The organism is Peribacillus sp. P4_B1, from assembly GCF_056402395.1.
In genome coordinates, this window is the sequence record NZ_JBFUHM010000044.1 from 18,489 (window position 1) to 35,870 (window position 17,382).

The 17,382-nt window shown below is 38.2% G+C and carries 19 protein-coding genes, 2 pseudogenes and 1 other annotated feature; of the genes and pseudogenes, 15 read left to right on the forward strand and 6 right to left on the reverse strand.

Features of this window, described 5'->3' with window-relative positions; all coding sequences use genetic code 11:
• Positions 1–54: 54 nt before the first annotated feature.
• Both AC1DVK_RS20565 and AC1DVK_RS20570 read left to right on the forward strand, forming a co-directional pair.
• The gene (locus AC1DVK_RS20565) at positions 55–504 is read left to right on the forward strand and encodes a bleomycin resistance protein (RefSeq protein WP_477627276.1); all 450 of its coding nucleotides are present in this window, start codon (positions 55–57) and stop codon (positions 502–504) included.
• A complete protein-coding gene (locus AC1DVK_RS20570; protein WP_410863215.1) occupies positions 485–1,018 on the forward strand; it encodes a GNAT family N-acetyltransferase in 534 nt (177 codons plus the stop codon). Before AC1DVK_RS20565 ends, AC1DVK_RS20570 begins: the two co-directional genes overlap by 20 nt.
• Before the next feature lie 91 nt (positions 1,019–1,109).
• On the opposite strand, the gene AC1DVK_RS20575 is transcribed toward AC1DVK_RS20570, so the two are convergent.
• Positions 1,110–1,907: a peptidoglycan-binding protein gene (locus tag AC1DVK_RS20575; RefSeq protein ID WP_477627277.1), complete on the reverse strand. Its 798-nt coding sequence runs from the start codon at positions 1,905–1,907 to the stop codon at positions 1,110–1,112.
• A gap of 1,107 nt (positions 1,908–3,014) precedes the next feature.
• Between AC1DVK_RS20575 and AC1DVK_RS20580 the strand changes: the two genes are divergently transcribed.
• The 8 genes from AC1DVK_RS20580 to AC1DVK_RS20615 all read left to right on the forward strand — a co-directional run bounded on the left by AC1DVK_RS20580 (position 3,015) and on the right by AC1DVK_RS20615 (position 8,638).
• A complete protein-coding gene (locus AC1DVK_RS20580) occupies positions 3,015–3,203 on the forward strand; it encodes a hypothetical protein (RefSeq protein WP_477627278.1) in 189 nt (62 codons plus the stop codon).
• A 435-nt stretch (positions 3,204–3,638) separates the two neighbouring features.
• A complete protein-coding gene (locus tag AC1DVK_RS20585) occupies positions 3,639–4,571 on the forward strand; it encodes an ABC transporter ATP-binding protein (protein ID WP_410863211.1) in 933 nt (310 codons plus the stop codon).
• Positions 4,571–5,527, forward strand: coding sequence for an ABC transporter permease (locus AC1DVK_RS20590; protein ID WP_477627279.1), 957 nt, complete (start codon positions 4,571–4,573; stop codon positions 5,525–5,527). The genes AC1DVK_RS20585 and AC1DVK_RS20590 overlap by 1 nt, the downstream gene beginning before the upstream one ends.
• A 286-nt stretch (positions 5,528–5,813) precedes the next feature.
• Complete coding sequence (locus AC1DVK_RS20595; RefSeq protein WP_477627280.1) at positions 5,814–5,966, forward strand: hypothetical protein; 153 nt, start codon at positions 5,814–5,816, stop codon at positions 5,964–5,966.
• Between the two features lie 158 nt (positions 5,967–6,124).
• Positions 6,125–6,667, forward strand: a complete 543-nt coding sequence (locus AC1DVK_RS20600; RefSeq protein WP_284469668.1) for a hypothetical protein — start codon at positions 6,125–6,127, stop codon at positions 6,665–6,667.
• Positions 6,668–6,922: 255 nt separating this feature from the next.
• Complete coding sequence (locus AC1DVK_RS20605; RefSeq protein ID WP_477627281.1) at positions 6,923–7,333, forward strand: DUF2500 domain-containing protein; 411 nt, start codon at positions 6,923–6,925, stop codon at positions 7,331–7,333.
• Positions 7,334–7,383: 50 nt separating this feature from the next.
• The gene (locus tag AC1DVK_RS20610) at positions 7,384–7,587 is read left to right on the forward strand and encodes a zinc ribbon domain-containing protein (RefSeq protein WP_410863203.1); all 204 of its coding nucleotides are present in this window, start codon (positions 7,384–7,386) and stop codon (positions 7,585–7,587) included.
• Between the two features lie 154 nt (positions 7,588–7,741).
• On the forward strand, positions 7,742–8,638 hold the full coding sequence (locus tag AC1DVK_RS20615) for a DMT family transporter (protein ID WP_477627282.1): 897 nt from the start codon (positions 7,742–7,744) through the stop codon (positions 8,636–8,638).
• A gap of 31 nt (positions 8,639–8,669) precedes the next feature.
• Here AC1DVK_RS20615 and AC1DVK_RS20620 read toward each other — a convergent pair whose 3' ends face one another.
• Together AC1DVK_RS20620 and AC1DVK_RS20625 are read right to left on the reverse strand one after the other, a co-directional pair.
• Entirely contained in the window at positions 8,670–10,079 is a 1,410-nt protein-coding gene (locus AC1DVK_RS20620; RefSeq protein WP_477627283.1) for a LysM peptidoglycan-binding domain-containing protein, read from the reverse strand.
• A 243-nt stretch (positions 10,080–10,322) separates the two neighbouring features.
• Positions 10,323–10,733, reverse strand: a complete 411-nt coding sequence (locus AC1DVK_RS20625; protein WP_477627284.1) for a hypothetical protein — start codon at positions 10,731–10,733, stop codon at positions 10,323–10,325.
• A gap of 381 nt (positions 10,734–11,114) precedes the next feature.
• On the opposite strand from AC1DVK_RS20625, the gene desA reads away from it, so the two are divergent.
• The 3 genes from desA (at position 11,115) to argS (ending at position 14,814) form a co-directional block, all read left to right on the forward strand.
• On the forward strand, positions 11,115–12,146 hold the full coding sequence (gene desA, locus AC1DVK_RS20630) for a Delta(5) desaturase DesA (RefSeq protein WP_477627285.1): 1,032 nt from the start codon (positions 11,115–11,117) through the stop codon (positions 12,144–12,146).
• A 92-nt stretch (positions 12,147–12,238) separates the two neighbouring features.
• Positions 12,239–12,784 carry a response regulator gene (locus tag AC1DVK_RS20635; protein WP_477627286.1) on the forward strand — a complete coding sequence of 182 codons (546 nt, stop codon included), beginning with the start codon at positions 12,239–12,241 and terminating at the stop codon, positions 12,782–12,784.
• A gap of 97 nt (positions 12,785–12,881) precedes the next feature.
• Positions 12,882–13,100 (forward strand) — a binding site (T-box leader).
• A 34-nt stretch (positions 13,101–13,134) separates the two neighbouring features.
• Positions 13,135–14,814, forward strand: a complete 1,680-nt coding sequence (gene argS / locus AC1DVK_RS20640; RefSeq protein WP_477627287.1) for an arginine--tRNA ligase — start codon at positions 13,135–13,137, stop codon at positions 14,812–14,814.
• 109 nt (positions 14,815–14,923) lie between these two features.
• Here argS and AC1DVK_RS20645 read toward each other — a convergent pair whose 3' ends face one another.
• Both AC1DVK_RS20645 and AC1DVK_RS20650 read right to left on the reverse strand, forming a co-directional pair.
• Positions 14,924–15,301 carry an SET domain-containing protein gene (locus AC1DVK_RS20645; protein WP_167556013.1) on the reverse strand — a complete coding sequence of 126 codons (378 nt, stop codon included), beginning with the start codon at positions 15,299–15,301 and terminating at the stop codon, positions 14,924–14,926.
• Between the two features lie 63 nt (positions 15,302–15,364).
• Positions 15,365–16,444 (reverse strand): annotated as a pseudogene (locus AC1DVK_RS20650) (CotH kinase family protein); the annotation flags it as partial.
• Between the two features lie 147 nt (positions 16,445–16,591).
• Between AC1DVK_RS20650 and AC1DVK_RS20655 the strand changes: the two are divergent.
• Complete coding sequence (locus tag AC1DVK_RS20655) at positions 16,592–16,855, forward strand: hypothetical protein (RefSeq protein ID WP_477627288.1); 264 nt, start codon at positions 16,592–16,594, stop codon at positions 16,853–16,855.
• 133 nt (positions 16,856–16,988) lie between these two features.
• Positions 16,989–17,132 carry a hypothetical protein gene (locus AC1DVK_RS20660; protein ID WP_284469679.1) on the forward strand — a complete coding sequence of 48 codons (144 nt, stop codon included), beginning with the start codon at positions 16,989–16,991 and terminating at the stop codon, positions 17,130–17,132.
• A 4-nt stretch (positions 17,133–17,136) separates the two neighbouring features.
• On the opposite strand, the pseudogene AC1DVK_RS20665 reads toward AC1DVK_RS20660, so the two are convergent.
• Positions 17,137–17,382 (reverse strand): annotated as a pseudogene (locus AC1DVK_RS20665) (NAD(P)/FAD-dependent oxidoreductase); the annotation flags it as partial.

Here is a 17,382-nt window from a genome sequence, read left to right on the forward strand (position 1 = left end):
GATTGATGTATCTGAACATTAAAGAGGGGACTGACAAGGAGGCTTTAACTGAATATGAAGTTTAATGCACTAGTACCTGAACTATCAGTATCGAATATAAGTGAATCGAAAAAATTTTACCTTGAAATTTTGGGATTTCATTTAGAATATGAACGTTTTGATGATAAATTTGCCTTTCTTTCTTTGGGAGAATCGCAAATTATGCTAGAAGAAATAAATGGAAGCTGGGATACGGGAGAATTAATATATCCATTAGGCAGAGGGATTAATTTTCAAATTGATATTGATGATGTTGAAAAATTGGCGGCTGCTTTAAAAAGGCGTGGAATAAAATTATTTAGAGAAATGATGGAAAACCATTATGAAAGCGATAATGAGGTGTTTGTAAAAAAGGAGATTTTAGTTCAAGATCCAGATGGTTATTTACTAAGGTTTTCACAGTCAATGAATCCGAGTGGGGGCAGTCTTTATAAGGGGGATTGGCATGTCAGAAACGAAAAATAATAGTCTTACATATATGATTCGGACTGGTGAATTAAAAGATGCGGAAGCAATTTTGGATGTACAGTATTCCGTAATTTCCGAAGGTGAGTACTTTATTGCGTTGTCAGACGAGTTTAATAAAACACCAGAACAACAAAGGGATTGGATACGAAGGTTATTGGAAAATGAACGAGAAACCATCATCGTGGCCGAAATAAATGGTGAAGTGATTGGATGGATAGGATTTCAATCGGAAAATAGGAGGAGAATGTCTCACAAGGGCTCATTTGGGATCATGATTAGAGAAAAATTCAGAGGGATGGGTATTGGAAAAAAACTAGTTAAAGCATTATTGGAATGGGCAGAAGCCAATCCGTTCATTGAAAAGGTGAGTTTAGGAGTTTTTTCAACAAATCATCGGGCAATATCACTTTATAAAAGTATGGGGTTTGTTGAAGAAGGCCGTAAAATTAAGGAATTTAAGATGAACGAAAGTGATTACGTCGATGATATTATCATGTACAAGTTGGTTTGAACAGACTGAAAGAGCATGAATTGATCCATACATGCTCTTTCGGTTTTGTTATGTATCTATTTTTATATTAAAACGATGTTTCCGTCATGCATCATTTAATTATTTTAACCTTCACTTGCTTTCTTCCCCACGTTAAAGCATCCGCTTCTTTTGGGATGAATACATCGATTCTGTTTCCTTTGATCGCGCCGCCCGTGTCTGCAGCGATTGCTTGTCCATAGCCTTCGACTTCAACGATGGAGCCTAGCGGAATCACATTCGGATCGACTGCTATCAGTTTGGCATCATCATATTTTTGTAAATCGACGCCCATTCTTGTGGTGCCTGAACATCCTTCGCAGCTCGCTGTATATGCAGTACTTGTTACCGTCAGTTCTTTAACGGCCGAGCTTGCTAAACTGGCTCTTTCTTCTAATTTACTGAAAGTCCGTGCACCGGCTATACCGTCAGCGGATAATCCCTTTTGCTTTTGAAAGTTCATGACTGCTTGTTTTGTACCTGTACCATAAATTCCATCGATCGTTGATGTGTAAACATCCGAGGCTTTCAATAGCCTCTGCAGTTCAGCTACAGGTCTTCCGATATCCCCGCTTTTCAGTACCTGGATTTTCTGATTCGTTTTTGTTCCTGCTATTCCATCGGCTTTCAGCCCTGATTTTTCCTGAAACTTCTTTACGGATTCTTTTGTAATCGGTCCGTAGTAACCTGTTGCTTCATAATAGGGAAAAACCCCTTTTGTCAGTAATAATTCTTGTAGTTCCTTTACATCACCATTACTCATTCCTGATGAGAGTGTGCGATCCAAAGCTGCGGCTTCGCCTTTAGTTGGCATGCAAACTCCTAGAATGAATACAGAAGCCGTTAGGATCGTTATTATAATTTTCTTCATGTTTATCCTCCTCGTTGTTTCCTGCAATTAAACCATTCGTTAAACGATCGCTCTTTTAGGCGCTGATAAGGAAAAACACCGCGAAGGCACTAAGGAATTGTTAAAACATGTTAGAGAAAGAAAAGAAATGAGGCGGAGAACGGGTTACCATATCCTTAGTAATTAGCGGATTCTGGATTCTATTAAAAAGAATCAGGAAAAGAATTGAGTGGACTAAATCCAGGCAACATCGTTCGGGGATAGATTTTTTCAATAATCCACTCCTTCAAGTCAGGTCTTTTCATTCACGGACTCTTAGCAAGGATATGGCGGTCTGTTTTATAAGAAAAATATTAAAGGTTTCTTCCAATAAAAACGATATGTACTCAAGAAATCACGAGGAGTTGAGGGTTTCCGCTTCCAAATGAGGACAGCTTTAATGAAAAAACGTTATATTTTAAGTAAAGTTTAATTTGGGAGTTTTGTTCATGTAATTTGTTGCTAGTCCTTTCTTTTATGGCAATTAGTGTTATCTTGAGGGAAGCGCAGTCAGATACTAGTAGGGTATCCTGGAAGAATGTAGTTGGAATTTAGAGGAAAAGCAATGATGGAGTTTTTCATGGATAGCTTTCCGCGGTTACTTGATCTATGAGGACGAAAAATAACCGCCTGTTTTTTGTTCATAGAAGGGTTAGAAAGTTTAGACAAAGTGGCTTTTGACCCGATGGAAGGATATCACATCAAATCGGGTTATCCAAAAAAATGACCATATTCTGTAAAATAGTTAACCCAGGAGTGAGTTACTGGTTTGGGAAGCAATATTGGGGTAAAGGAATTGCTACAAGGCTCAATTTTTTGACGAAAGAAAATGTTCGTCCTCTTTATGCCCGGGCAGTCAAGGATAATTTATGATCTATCCTGGTGCCGGAAGAATGCGAATTTGAAAGATTCGCTGAGGACAAAGGGGATTCCCATGCAAGTGGTATGGGTTGAAGAATTCATTTTGAAAACTTGAATCCTAAAACCCAGTTAAGATAAGACTAAAACAATATCGTTATGAGGAACGGGTGACATCGAATGTGGTTTAAGATTTTTTCCTTCATTTTCATTTTATGTGGTCTTTTTGTAATGTGGTTCGCCGTTTTTGGTGACAAGAAAGTAGTCAAAGAATTCGGCTCTGGAATACCAACGAATTTCATCGATTTTATTTTAATGATGGTTTATAGACTTTTCCCTTCTTTTATTAGAAGAATCTTTCTTTTTGCAGTGGGTCTGGCCATTTCCATCGGCTTTACCTATACGTTGCTTTATTTATAATTAACATGAATTTTCCTTTAATATAAAAAAACCTGTAACTTTATTCATTCGGAAGCGTAATAAAAAGAAACGATACATAGTTATTTCGATGAAAAAAGTCATTGCAGTGATATTGATATTGAGAATTATGAGGGCGGGTAGCTGACGCCGACTGAAGACTTTAATGTGAGTTCGATGTTATTGCGCAATACGGATAGGGAAGGGAAGCGGCATACGGAAACCAACATTGGGTATTTTGAAAATGGGTATGTCGGAGAGGCGGCCATAACCTTGTAGTCCATCGGTAAGAACGGTGAAATTCAAATCTATTGATTGCAGCTGATTCAAGGGATGCTTTTATCCAAATGGAAGAATATCAGTATAGTAACAATATGCATAATATGGTAATATTGAATTTGTGTGATTTTGGAAAATATAAAAAAAGGAAGGTATTATATGTCTGAAACGGTTCTTAAGGTTCAATCCTTAACTAAAAAAATTGGAAAAGCGACCATTGTAGACAATGTCAGCTTTGAAATAAAAAGTAATGAAATTTTTGGTTTGCTTGGTCCGAATGGGGCCGGTAAGACCACTATCATCCGTATGATCACTGGTCTTATCAACCGTACGGGCGGTACTGTCATGATCAATGGCAGTGACCTCGATAAAGATTTCGAAGGTGCGATGAATCAATTGGGGGCCATTGTTGAAAACCCGGAGTTTTATAAGTACATGACGGGCAGGAAGAATATCCTGCATTATGCCCGAATGTCATCCAATGACATATCCAACGAGCGAATAGAAGAGGTCATAAAGCTTGTCAAACTGGATCATGCCATCGATAAGAAGGTTAAAACCTATTCATTAGGAATGCGTCAGCGCCTTGGCGTGGCACAGGCCATTTTACATAAACCGTCGTTATTGATTTTTGATGAACCGACGAATGGCTTGGATCCACAAGGGATTCGTGAGTTTCGTGATTATTTGAAAGTACTGGCAAGTGAAGGCGTCGGGATATTGATTTCATCACATTTACTATCGGAAATGCAATTGATGTGTGATAGTTTTGCCGTTATCGAAAAAGGAAAGCTGATACATACGAAAGAACATATTGTAGATGAAAAAACCGAAACGGTAAATGAAGTTTCATTCACTGTCAGTGATGGGGAGCTAGCTAAAAAAATCCTTCAAGAACAGTTTGTGGATATTACGATTCTAAAATATGATGCGAAGACAATCTCCGTATCGGCTACACGTGAACAAACGGCTGATATAAACAGGAGTTTTAATGGAAATGAACTGGATGTCTATGAAATTGGCATTACTAGAAAATCACTGGAAGATAAATTCTTTGAAATCACTGAGCAGGAAATGAGGGAGTCTGTATGATGTCCTTAGTAAAAAATGAATGGATGAAAATCTTTTCAAAAGTATCAACCTATATATTCATCGCTTTTCTTTTATTGGCAGCATTAGGGGCGGCAGTCATCGATTATAAATTAAGTGCCGGCGAATCGGGTAAGGATTGGAAGCAGGAGTTAAAGGCAGATATCCAAGAACAGCAAAAGGCATTGGAAGCTACTGATATCAGTGACGATGAAAAAGCCGAAATCATGGCTGACATTGATCTAAATAAGCAACTTTTAGCTGGTAATATAAACCCTGACTTAAACACGAATTGGACATATATGGCGGAATGGACTACAACATTAACGTCATTTGTCACTTTATTCGTCGTTATTGTTTGCAGCTCGCTAGTTTCCTCGGAGTTTTCGGATGGTACCATTAAACAACTGTTGATCAGGCCTTATAAACGTTGGAAGATTCTACTTTCCAAATATATTACTTCCCTGTTATTTGCGGCGTTATTACTTGCGAGCCTGCTTATATTCAGTTATCTAATCGGGATCATATTCTTTGGAAATGGTTCGTATTCAGACAAAATAATGGATCCTGCATCTTTCGGTGAATTCAGTCCGGTGGTAGTCGGAGAATATTTCGTGGACATGATCGTTTACTGGATACCAGGATTCTTGGTCATCACGACCATCGCTTTCATGTTAAGCACATTATTTAAAAACCAAGCACTTGCAGTAGGTATATCCATTTTCATCCTATTTGCCTCTTCGACATTAAATATGGTCATTCAATCATTCATCGGTAAATACGAGTGGTTAAAATTCGTCTTATTCCCCCACCTTGATTTAAGGGGCTATATTTCCGGAACCATGGAAATGTTTGATGGAGCCACACTAGGATTCTCGATGGGTGTACTTGGCATCTACTATCTTATCTTTTTAGCGCTAACTTTCTTCTTCTTCCAGAAAAAAGATATCACTAATTAAATAGAGGGAACGACCGAAATCAGTGGCTGATTTCGGTTTTTCTTATTGAAGCCGCCGAGAGAAAAATGAAATTTTTCTATTTGTAATAATGGGATAAAATCCCCTTCAAGATAAAGGTTGCTGCGGCAGCCTTTTTATCATGGGCAAAAAACGCAGGTAATTTTTGAAACTACTTTATTTACTCGACTTTCTTTCAATGAATCATCAATTTAGTAATAGAATGAAACTTTTATCCAATTTTATCCGTATAAGATAGTATAAGGATATTTTGGCCAAGGGGTGCAAAATGAATAAAAAAAAGGTTCTGTTAATTGGATTTATAGGATTCATTTTATTTCTAATAGGTATTTACATATCACAATGGACGGTTTTTGGCGTTGCGATCGGGATAGGCGGAGGATACATAATGGGGATCAGCTCCTTCCTGTTTGCTAGTTAGTAGCTCCATTTGAGTTTTACAGCAGGGACGATCAATGAAAATGAACAATTCGTCCTGCGCGCCAACAATTCGTCCTATTCAAGTCAGGTTAAAGTTTAATAAGGAAATTGGTATAGCCAATATTTTCATTTCCGATATGGATGGAGTAGATTTTAGAGATGGGAAAAATGCATGATAAACGTAAGTTAGTAATCGTACTTATTATTATTGGAACAACATTAGGTTTCTATGTGTACTCGGCATTCTCTGAGAAATTGACAAAATCAACGGACTTGTCTGATGAGTCTATCGGGGGATATAAAGTCTGGGATAACATATCGAGTCCAGAATTTATTAGAGAATATGGAGAACCCATCGATCAAGACAATAACAATGCATATGATTATTATTATTGGAAAGGCGGGTTAAAAACGGCCACTATCAATTCAGACGAGGATAAAGGGAAAATAATGCGGTTAATCATTTCAAGTGCGGATGACGATCTATTTGAAAGTTCCCTTCAAACAGGCAAAGGTATTAAATTAGGAAGTAAGAAAGCGGACGTTCTTTCGAAGTATGGGGATCATTATTATAAAAGTTATGAACAGGGAGCGGATATTATCGGCTACATTGACCATAAACGGAATATTACTTTAGAATTTTGGTGTGTTCAAGGTGGAAGGGTTGCAGAAATACGATTAGATGATTCAGATGTTATTTAATGCTTTTTTTTACCGGGAAGGAATGATTAGAATCTTATCGTTATCTAATCTATTATTTTCAAATACTTTTCCTGCTTTAAAATCTGGAAATAAAAAAGGGAGCCAATCCAAAAGAGGAGGGTTATAAAAAGGTCCCATTTTATTGAACTGCACCTCCAATTTTTTAGATGGTGAAAATATAGGTTGATCAAAGGGGAGTAAAGGGGAAGGAAATTTAAATTAATTTGAAACCTATTTCCATTTTATCCGTATATTATGTCATCGGGGCGGGGAGGAATATCAAATGTACGGTGTTGGATTTTCACAGGTGCTCCGGTATTTATAGGAATTATTTTTGTTATCATTTTTATAATGATCATAGTTAATATATTCTCTGGTCTTAGTCAATGGGAGAAGAACGAGAAATCTCCTCGTTTATCTGTTCCTGCAATGGTGAAAGTCAAACGAACAAATACTATTAGGAATGGTCATTCATACGGTCACAATAACAATCTCCATTCGCAAAGCTCCTCTACGACTTATTATATTACATTTGAATTTGAGAGTGGCGATCGATCAGAATTCCATATTTCAGGAAAGAATTTTGGTGTTCTTGCAGAAGGGGATGTCGGCACTTTAACCTTTCAAGGAACAAGATATATTGATTTTACTAGGAAGAATTGTTAATAAATTAGTTACTTAAAATGAATCTAGGATAAATTAGGAGATGAAGGATCATGAGCGAAAAGGGTTGTATGAAATGCGGAAGCAATGATGCTGCCAAGAAGGACGTAGCAATGACTGGAACAGGATTGTCAAAAATGTTCGATGTCCAGAATAATCAATTTACGGTTGTGTATTGCAAGAATTGCGGTTATTCGGAGTTTTATAATAAGCAATCAACTGTAGGCAGTAATCTGCTGGATCTATTCCTGGGGTGATAAGCTGCAAAACAAGAATCCCCTTTTTCATGAAAAGGGGATTCTTGTTTTTTCTTCATTTATGCATGAAGTTCTTTCAGCCCATTACCGGTTGGATTACTTTTTAGTATAAGCTATATGTAAAATAATGTGTGATTTCATAAGGAGAAATTAAATGAATAAAATAGCACTTCTTCAACTGTCTTTAGCCATGACGATCTTTGGATCTGTCGGTTTCTTTTCAGGACTATCAGGACTTCCTGCATTGGAACTGGTTTTTGTTCGCTGCATTTGTGCTGCCATATTCTTATGTGCAGCATGGATGATTACAGGACATTTCAAGAACGAAATATGGAATGGTAGAGAGATAATGCTCATCATTTTCTGCGCGGTGGCCAACTTGTTAAACTGGATATTCCTCTTTAAATCTTTCGAACTGATATCGGTGACAATTGCCATTTCGCTTTATCATTTAGCGCCGATCATTGTACTCATTATCGGGAGCTTCATCTTCAGGGAGAAAATGAGTTTATTTTCCATCCTGGCCATTTCACTTTGCTTCATTGGCACATTATTCATTATGGGAACAGATGGATTTCGATCATCAACCCCTGAATGGGAAGGGATTATTTATGGGGTCATTGCTGCATTTTTCTATGCGGCAACCCTGCTTTTAGGAAAGAGCATTTCAAAGACAAGTGTATACGCGACCACTTTTCTGCAAATGTTCATTGGATTTCTATTACTGATTCCTTTTGTCGATTTTTCAGTCTACACAACGCTAAAATCTTCCGAATGGTTTTATACTGTACTTACCGGCATCATCCATACAGGCGTCGTGTATCTTCTGTTTTTTAATAGTATCCGCCATTTGCCTACAAATGTAGTATCTTTCATGATTTTTGTCGATCCGGCAGTGGCCATCCTTTTGGATATTCTGTTTTCAGGATTTCAACCGGACAGGATTCAAATCTTGGGTATTTCCTTGATATTTATTGGGGTGCTCTATTCACTTAAGACGACAAGACTGACTGAAAAGGATGTCATGCAAAAAAGGCCGCACACAATGTGAGGCCTTTTTTCTTTATGGTTTTTCTGTCAATCTATTGATTAAAATGATATACATCCCAAATGTCAGGGGTTTCTGATCCAAGGTACCAAGCAGATACACCGCATAGGTGATTTTGTTTTACCAGGTCAATACGGAGCTTCATCGATTTTTTATCTTCTATCCATATTTGATGCTTTTCCCCTTTGGAAGTATACTCCACGTAATTTTGTTGAGTCTTTTTATCCCATACCTTTTTAAGTTTATGAGATGAAATGATTTTGTTGACTTCAGCCATGGTAAGGTCATGGCTTTTCACTTTTTTGGTCGATAAATCGGTTACCCATTCTCTCGTATAAAATGGTACAGCCAATATGATCTTATGGGCAGGTACTTCTTTCATTAAAAGCTTAGTTCCTTCTTTGATCCAAGGTAACGAGGAAACGGACCCGGCTACTGGGCTCCCTCCCCAATGCTCGTCATAACCCATTATGATTATGTAGTCTGCTATTTTGCCAAGAGCTTTCCTATCCAGACTTTTTGACCAAAAAGGGTCTTCATTTTCTCGGGTGACATCCACAGATACTTTAATTCCATGCGGTTTTAGTGCCTTTTTCAGTTCGCCTATGAAAAGTACAAAGTCCTTCTTGTTTTTTGGATCGATGTTTTCAAAATCTACATTTATTCCATCGCTTTTAGTTTTAACAAGTGAATCACGTAAAGCTGAAACTAATTTCTGGCGTTTTTTTGTATTGCCTAGTACAGAACCGGTTAAAACAGGGTCAAATTGATTTCCGATAAGCTGCCAAACTTGCTTTCCTTGCTTATGGGCGTTTTGGACGAACTTTGCATCCGCAGAAACGGAAACGAAATTACCGGAATCCGTCAGCGTATAGGAACGAGGAGAAACTACATTTAAATTAGGTTGTTTAATTTGTTGGGTGTAGTTTTCTTTCGATTCATTATGCGTCCAGCCCATGACGACAGGTTTTTGCGCCTTTTTTTGAAGTTGGGATGTCTTTATCCATCCCTTTTTACCATCAAGCAATTGAACCTGGTAGTAATAATCAGGAATCTTCAATTTTTGGCCAACATTAATTGTATCTGCATGTAAGTTATTTAATTTCGTCAAATCACTGGTGGTTACCTTATATTTAGAAGAGATCTTCCACAATGTATCTCCTGATACTACCTTATGGATCTTATATTTCTGGGGAATCTTCAGGCTTTGGCCAACAGTGATTTCGGAAGAAGTTAATTTGTTTTCTTTTTGCAGCTCACTTACTGAAACTCCATATTGATTTGCTACTTTCCATAATGTGTTTCCAGTCTTTACTTTATGAATAATAGGGCCCGCGGAATCCCCAACGGCAGAGGAAATGACGGGAAACTCCTCGCCCTTTTTTAAGGTCTTTAATAAAGTAGAACCTAATTTAGGAGAACTAAAAACTTTTGTATTGTCCACTTTAACAGAACCTATGTATTGGGTTTTACTTGATGAACTACCACTGGTTGGAAAGAGACACATACAAAGAAGGCTTAACATAATAAAACATCCAAAGAATTTTTTCACGATTATTTTATTCCCCTTTGTAAAATTTAACTTTACTAGTTTACTATGGAGAATAGCAATAAAATAGAGGTACATTGTGGAAAAGTCTAGAAAATAGGGAATCATCTAAACAGGAATATTTGTGTATGCAATTATTCATTGTTTTCTTTTTAGTAAAAATCTTGGAGATGGAAGGGCTTCTTGTTCAGCTTCAAAATAAGCGAGTTTATTTGGTATGCAGGATATGATTGAGGGCATCCCCATTCCAACAGCTTTTTCTAAGGCGGTTAATAAGGGGAGCTCCTTACCATCAATATCTTCATCCCAGGATATTACATAACAATCAGCACCATTCTGTTTTAGTAACTTAGCTATATCTGCTGGATCTGAATTCGGTTTCGGAATCTCAATGATGTATTCTTCACCAAGAGTTGTTCTGTAAGAATGACAAAGGCGACTTAAGGCATCCTTGCGTTTCTTGGCTGAAGACAATTCGAACAGAATTCTATCTTGGAGCCTTTTGGTGAAAAATGATTTTACAATTGTTTTCTCCATTTCCTTATCCAAACTAATTCCCCTTTACAGTTTTTCAACTGGTAAATCCTCATAGTCTAAGCCTATCATAAGTGGCTTTGATAATTAACATCTCTCTAAAATCCCTCGAGATTTACGACAGTTTATTATACGTTTGTCGTTTTTAAGCTTTCTATGATAAGAAAAGAATTCTTCCAAATGGAGATTAATTTGTTGGAATTATACCGTCCTATTCGTAGGAACAAGGTTAGCCAGTTTTGGTTATTTTCCATTTTATTTGGTAGGGTTTTCCGTTGAAAATATCTTGTACATGACATTTGTCATCTTCTAGTCATGACACCTGGTACTAATAAAATCAGGCTGATTTATTTATAATAAGAAATAACGACAAATAAAGGGAAGTGCAATTGATTAATGACCATACAAAATACTAAAAACTTGAGAAAACAAATTGCTCCTTTTGAACAATCAACGACAAAAGAAAGTATATGGCAGATCATCAATACGTTAGGGCCGTTCATTATTTTATGGTACCTAGCATATATAAGTCTTTCGGTTTCTTATTGGTTAACTTTAATTCCAGCTGTGTTGGCTGCTGGCTTCTTGACAAGAATTTTCATAATCTTTCATGATTGTACGCATCATTCATTTTTTAAAAGCCGCCGTGCGAATAGAATAGTCGGGACAGTCATGGGTGTTTTGACTGTATTCCCTTTTGATCAATGGGGGCATGAGCATTCTGTGCATCACGCAACAAGTGGCAATTTAGATAAGCGGGGTACAGGGGATATTTGGACCCTTACGGTGGATGAATATTTGGCTGCGCCGCTTAGAATTCGTTTTGCCTATCGTTTTTATCGCAATCCATTGGTAATGTTTGGGATAGGTCCGATTTATGTTTTCCTTCTTAAAAATAGATTTAACCGAAAAGGTGCTAGAAAGAAGGAAAAAATGAACACCTATTTGACGAATGTATTAATCGTTGGTTTAGTGGCATTGCTTTGCCTTGCAGTAGGCTGGCAGTCATTTCTTTTAGTACAAGGTTCCATTTTCTTTATATCAGGTTCAGTGGGCATTTGGCTGTTTTACGTCCAGCACACATTTGAGGACTCTTATTTTGAAGAAAATGAGGAGTGGGAATATGTATTAGCAGCAGTGGAAGGAAGTTCTTTTTATAAGCTACCAAAACTGATGCAGTTCCTTACTGGTAATATCGGTTACCATCATGTTCACCATTTAAGTCCTAGGGTACCTAACTATAAACTGGAAAATGCACATAATAATACAGAGCCTTTAAAGAACGTACCAACGATTACTCTGGCTACAAGCTTACAGTCGCTCCGTTTCCGCTTGTGGGATGAGAAAAACAAGAATTTTGTTGGCTTTAAAGACATAAAATATTTAACGAAAAAAAGTGTTTCCGTTCAAGCGAAATCTGAATTGTAACGTTCATGAATCATTCCAGACTCCCTTAATAATCCTTGGATTTTGGGGAGTCTTTGCTTTATATAACGACTCAATAAAGGAGAGAACTTAAAATGATCCGAATTGTCATTGCAGAGAATCAGCAAATGCTGTTAGAGGCAATTAGTTCTCTACTCAATCTTGAAGAAGATATAGAAATTGCCGGGCAAGCCAGTAATGGAGAAGAAGCGATTACTCTTGTGCACCAATTAAAGCCGGATGTTTGTATCATGGATATGGAGATGCCTGTAAAGAGCGGGCTTGAGGCAGCTGAAGCTTTAAAGTCATTTGAATGCAAAGTGATTATTTTAACGACATTTCGAAGGACTGGTTATTTTCAACTTGCTTTAAAAGCAAATGTAAGTGGTTATTTATTGAAGGATAGCCCGAGTGAAGAGTTAGCCTGCTCGATTCGCAGCGTATTGGATGGCAAGCGAATATACTCCCCTGAACTTATGGATGAGTCTTCCAACAATAATGACCAGGAAATGGGTGTGTTAGGCCTGTTAGCCGATGGTCAAACCACACTTGACCCCTCCAATCAGCAAAGCAACACAATTGGGACCGTAAGGAAATATTTTTCGACTATCAAGGATAAAATGAAGTTACCGGCTGGCTAGATGGATTTCGGATAGAGACTTTATGACAGGGTTAGATCAGAAATCCTGTGTTGACACGTTTTTTAAAATTGTGTACGATGGATTAAATCATAATATTGAAAATTCTGTGATAAAGAGAGTAGTTCATTTTGAAATGGAAAGCGAGTTAGGGATGGTGTGAGCCTAATGCAGGACGGATGAATGAAACGCACTTTGGAGAAATTTCTTGAAACGTCCAGTAGAGAACATCGGGGAGTCACCTCGTTAACAATGGAAAGTGGTCACAATTTGTGGCAACTAGAGTGGTACCACGGGAAACTATGCTCTCGTCTCTTATTTAGAGGCGGGGGCTTTTTTGTTTAGGAGGGAAAATGTCGATGAATAAACCAATTGCAGAATTGATTTCAACTGCTTTGAACAATGAAATGCCAGCAAGTGAAATAGAAAAATTAATGGAAAAGCCTAAATTGATGGAGTTAGGTGATGTCGCCTTTCCGTGCTTTACTCTTGCAAAAAAATTCAAAAAATCGCCTCAGGTGATTGCGTCTGAAATAGCCCAGCAATTAAACAGTGAGTTGATCCAAGAAGTGAACGTTGTGGGCGGTTATCTGAATATCTTCGTCAATCAACAGATTGTGACGGAAAACGTGTTGCAAACGATATTAAGGGAAAAGGATCAGTATGGTTCACTGCCGCCTGTACAGGAAAATGTCGTGATTGATTACTCATCCCCGAATATTGCCAAGCCTTTTTCCATGGGGCACTTACGCTCAACGGTCATAGGGAATGCACTGGCTAACATTGCCGAAAAAAATGGCTACACTGCGGTGCGTATTAATCATTTAGGCGATTGGGGCACTCAATTCGGCAAGTTGATCGTCGCGTATAAGCTGTGGGGCGATAAAGAGGCAATCGAAGCGTCGCCGATTCAGGAATTATTGAAAATCTATGTGAAGTTCCATGAAATAGCTGAAACGGATGAATCGTTGAATGAACAAGCACGCGCAAGCTTCAAGTCGCTTGAAGATGGGGACGAGGAAGCACTGGCATTATGGAAATGGTTCAGGGATGCGTCTTTAAAAGAATTTGAGACGATTTATGATTTATTGGGCATCCGTTTTGATTCCTATGCCGGAGAAGCGTTTTACAATGACAAAATGGATGCGGTTGTCGGGGAACTAAAAGAAAAAGGTTTACTTACCCTATCCGAAGGTGCCTATGTCGTGCAATTGGAAGATATGCCACCTTGTTTGATTACGAAAACCGATGGGGCGACACTTTATGCGACGCGTGATTTGGCTGCAGCCATTTATCGTAAAAAACAGTACGGGGCGAAGAAAACCTTTTATGTTGTAGGAAATGAACAATCCCTGCACTTTAAGCAGCTTTTTAACGTCATTGAAAAAATGGGATACGATTGGTCAAATGACTTACAGCACGTAGCATTTGGCATGATGTTAAAAGACGGTAAGAAAATGTCGACACGTAAAGGGAAAGTCGTGCTGCTTGCGGATGTTTTGGCAGAGGCAATCGAAACGGCGAAGCGCAATATTGAAGAAAAAAATCAAGCGCTTGAACAGAAAGAACTGGTTGCAAGACAGGTCGGTGTCGGAGCGGTAATCTTTAATGATTTAAAAAATAATCGGATGAATGATATTGACTTTTCATTAGAGCAAATGATGAATTTTGAGGGAGAAACGGGTCCATATGTACAGTACACTTTTGCGCGAATTTCCTCATTGCTTGAAAAAGGTGAATTTAAAGAGCAGGCCATCACTTTTGAAGCTTTAGGAGAACATGCGTGGCCGGTCATCCAGATGTTGGAGCAATACCCGATCATTGTCCAAAAATCATTTGAACAAGCCGATCCATCACAAATCGCGAAATTCAGCTTGCATTTATCGCGTGCATTCAATAAGTATTATGCACATACGAAAATCTTAGTTGAAGATGAATGGAAACAAATGAAGCTCTCATTCGCTTTTTCCGTGGCGGTTGCATTAAAGGATGCGCTAAGTTTATTGGGAATTTCAGCGCCGAAAAAAATGTAAAGTTAAAAAGTCCTTGCATTAGCGAAGAAAACTGAATAAAAAAGAATCCATTTTGATCAATTTTCCTTCAAAATGGATTCTTTCAAAATAAAATGGTAGCAAAAAGCGCCTACTCGATTACATCAAACCATAACGGGGATTTATCATCAGGTTCACCATTGTAATTGATCGTGATTTCCTCGCCAGCCTTTATATCTTTATGTGCATAAAAGTCTATCGTTAAATCTTCTAAATTATTATCGAATGTCGCATTTGGAGTGTATGAATGATTGAATAGTGAACCATTTCCTAAGGCAATGACAGTTTCATCATCATCTCCCCAATAGAAACAGTGATGAAAGAGTGCGGTTTTCTTTAAATATTTCCATTCATGTTTGGGTGAAATGATGACAGGTGATACCTCAATGAGTTCATCTTTTTGAATATCCCTTGTAGCATATACTCCCCTGCCATACTTCCCCGTATTTTTAATGCAGATTGGTGACACGGAAGCAACTCCCCTTTTTCGGTTCTGTTTGGCTATCAGTTGTGTCGTGGCATTTTTTTCATCTAGGCTACCAAGGTGCTTATTTAAGTAATCACTGCGTTTGCGAATGAATTCGAAGATGAATTCCGGTTCCTTGTCGAATAGATCAAACTTATTCTTTTTATATGGATCAAGAAGGATGTGGGGGCGAATGCCCTGGTGCAGTGGTAATACTTTATTTTCCATATGCTTCACAGTAAATGTGGTTTCTAATGTTTCAACCAAGAGGTCTTTGTAGAACTTACTGTATTCCGGAACCTGCAAGAGCAGATGAATAAGGTGGTTTGACTTTTTCCCTCCGATAGGGACATATGTGTGCTCCATGATCCCTCCACTGACTTTGCGTCCCCAAGTGGCATCGTAATCCCAAGGAATGATTTCAAATAACTTCGTTTTACTATTGCGGTATAGTGCATAGTTATGAGTGAAACCGTCGTTATTCATGGTGCAAACGGCTCCAACCAGCCAGCGTAAGTATTTATGGATATCAAGATGCTGCGAGACTACTTCAGGAAACTTTGCAAGTGGGGTTGTGTTTACTTTTTTGATGAATTCGATTAGATATTCATCATCGGCGGGTTTGCCAAAGGCTTGCTTATAGCCTGACGTAAGGGAGTCTTTTATTTTCCCATCCCTTTCCAATGAAAAGTTGGCATTATTGTTGACAGCATAATAAATCGGGCCGGCAGGAAGTCCTCTTTTTTCTAAAAAAAACCCATCGACGGAATCCAATTGTAAATACACACCTTTAAACGTGCCATTTCGGAATAGGTTGATGTGTTGGCTATGAGGGGAAAGGACACCAAGGTCTTGAAAGAAATCGAGTGAGAGTTTATTGCGAATGAGGGAAGGATCTCTGTATTCGGCATTGAGATGGATTTTGTGGGCGCCAAAGAATTGTTCTGGCTCGATGAAATCAATCCAATAGGATCTTTTCCGGAATTTGCGGGTATAAGAGCCCCGATAGGCAATATCGATAACATAATTGTCGTTTTCTACTTTCAAATTGGCGGGAATAGGGTCATCGCTCCAAATATCCGCACGTAAATCTTCTAGATTTTTTTCTTCTATCATTAAGAAATAAGATGGAATATGATAAGACATACACTCACCTTCCTTCCTTGTATCAGATGTTTTATGGACAGTCTTGACCTTAATGAAGCCGTAATATCATAAAATACTTCCACTTGATCAATCAGGGATTAATCAAGCTGAAGCATTTTATATTTAACTATCTATCTTCTTCTTTTTTTGCCACGTCCAGTCGACGAGCTTGAACTTGAACTTGACCTTAATGAAGTAGCTGTTGTTGTTGTAGATGTGATACCAGTAGTTATGATACCAGTAGCTGTGTTGCCAGTAGATTATTTCCCAGTAGATTTATGGCCAGTGGACTTGTTGCCAGTAGAAGTGCCACCAGTAGAAGTGCTACCGGTAGATGAACTGCCAGATGAAGCTGCTTTTCCTTTTTTCCCTTTCATACAGACCCCTCCTTTAATAAGGTTAATTTTATGATATGCGCAATGGTACCTACTTGAGCGTTAGTTAACGACAAACGGGCTAATAAAAATTAACGGAGAGGATTTAGGAGAGTTGCCTAATCCCAGGATTTATAGAATGGATAAGCAACAAAATGGAGTACCGTCCATTGTTAACATCTTTCGTCAATCATTGCATCATGATCAGGCATTATAATAAATTCATGAAAAAAATGCCCTTTAATCCCGATGACCGGGAAGAAAGGGCATTTACCGCGGAATACAATGAACTGGATGTCACGTCACGGCTATAATAAATTAATAAGCGAGGCTGAATAGGGCTTTGATGTGTGATAGATAGCGAATATTACTTGCTTCTTTCATCAATGTAGCCGGCAGACCTTTAAGGGAAGTGTTATTGGCCCCAACGGTTGCCACTGCATCTTTACGGCCAAGGCTCGCAAGTGTACCTGAGTTTACAGGTGAAAATTCTTCAAGTTTCTTGCCTTCAAAGGCTGCATATAGGTTGTATCCAACAAGCTCACCCATTTGCCAAGCATTTTG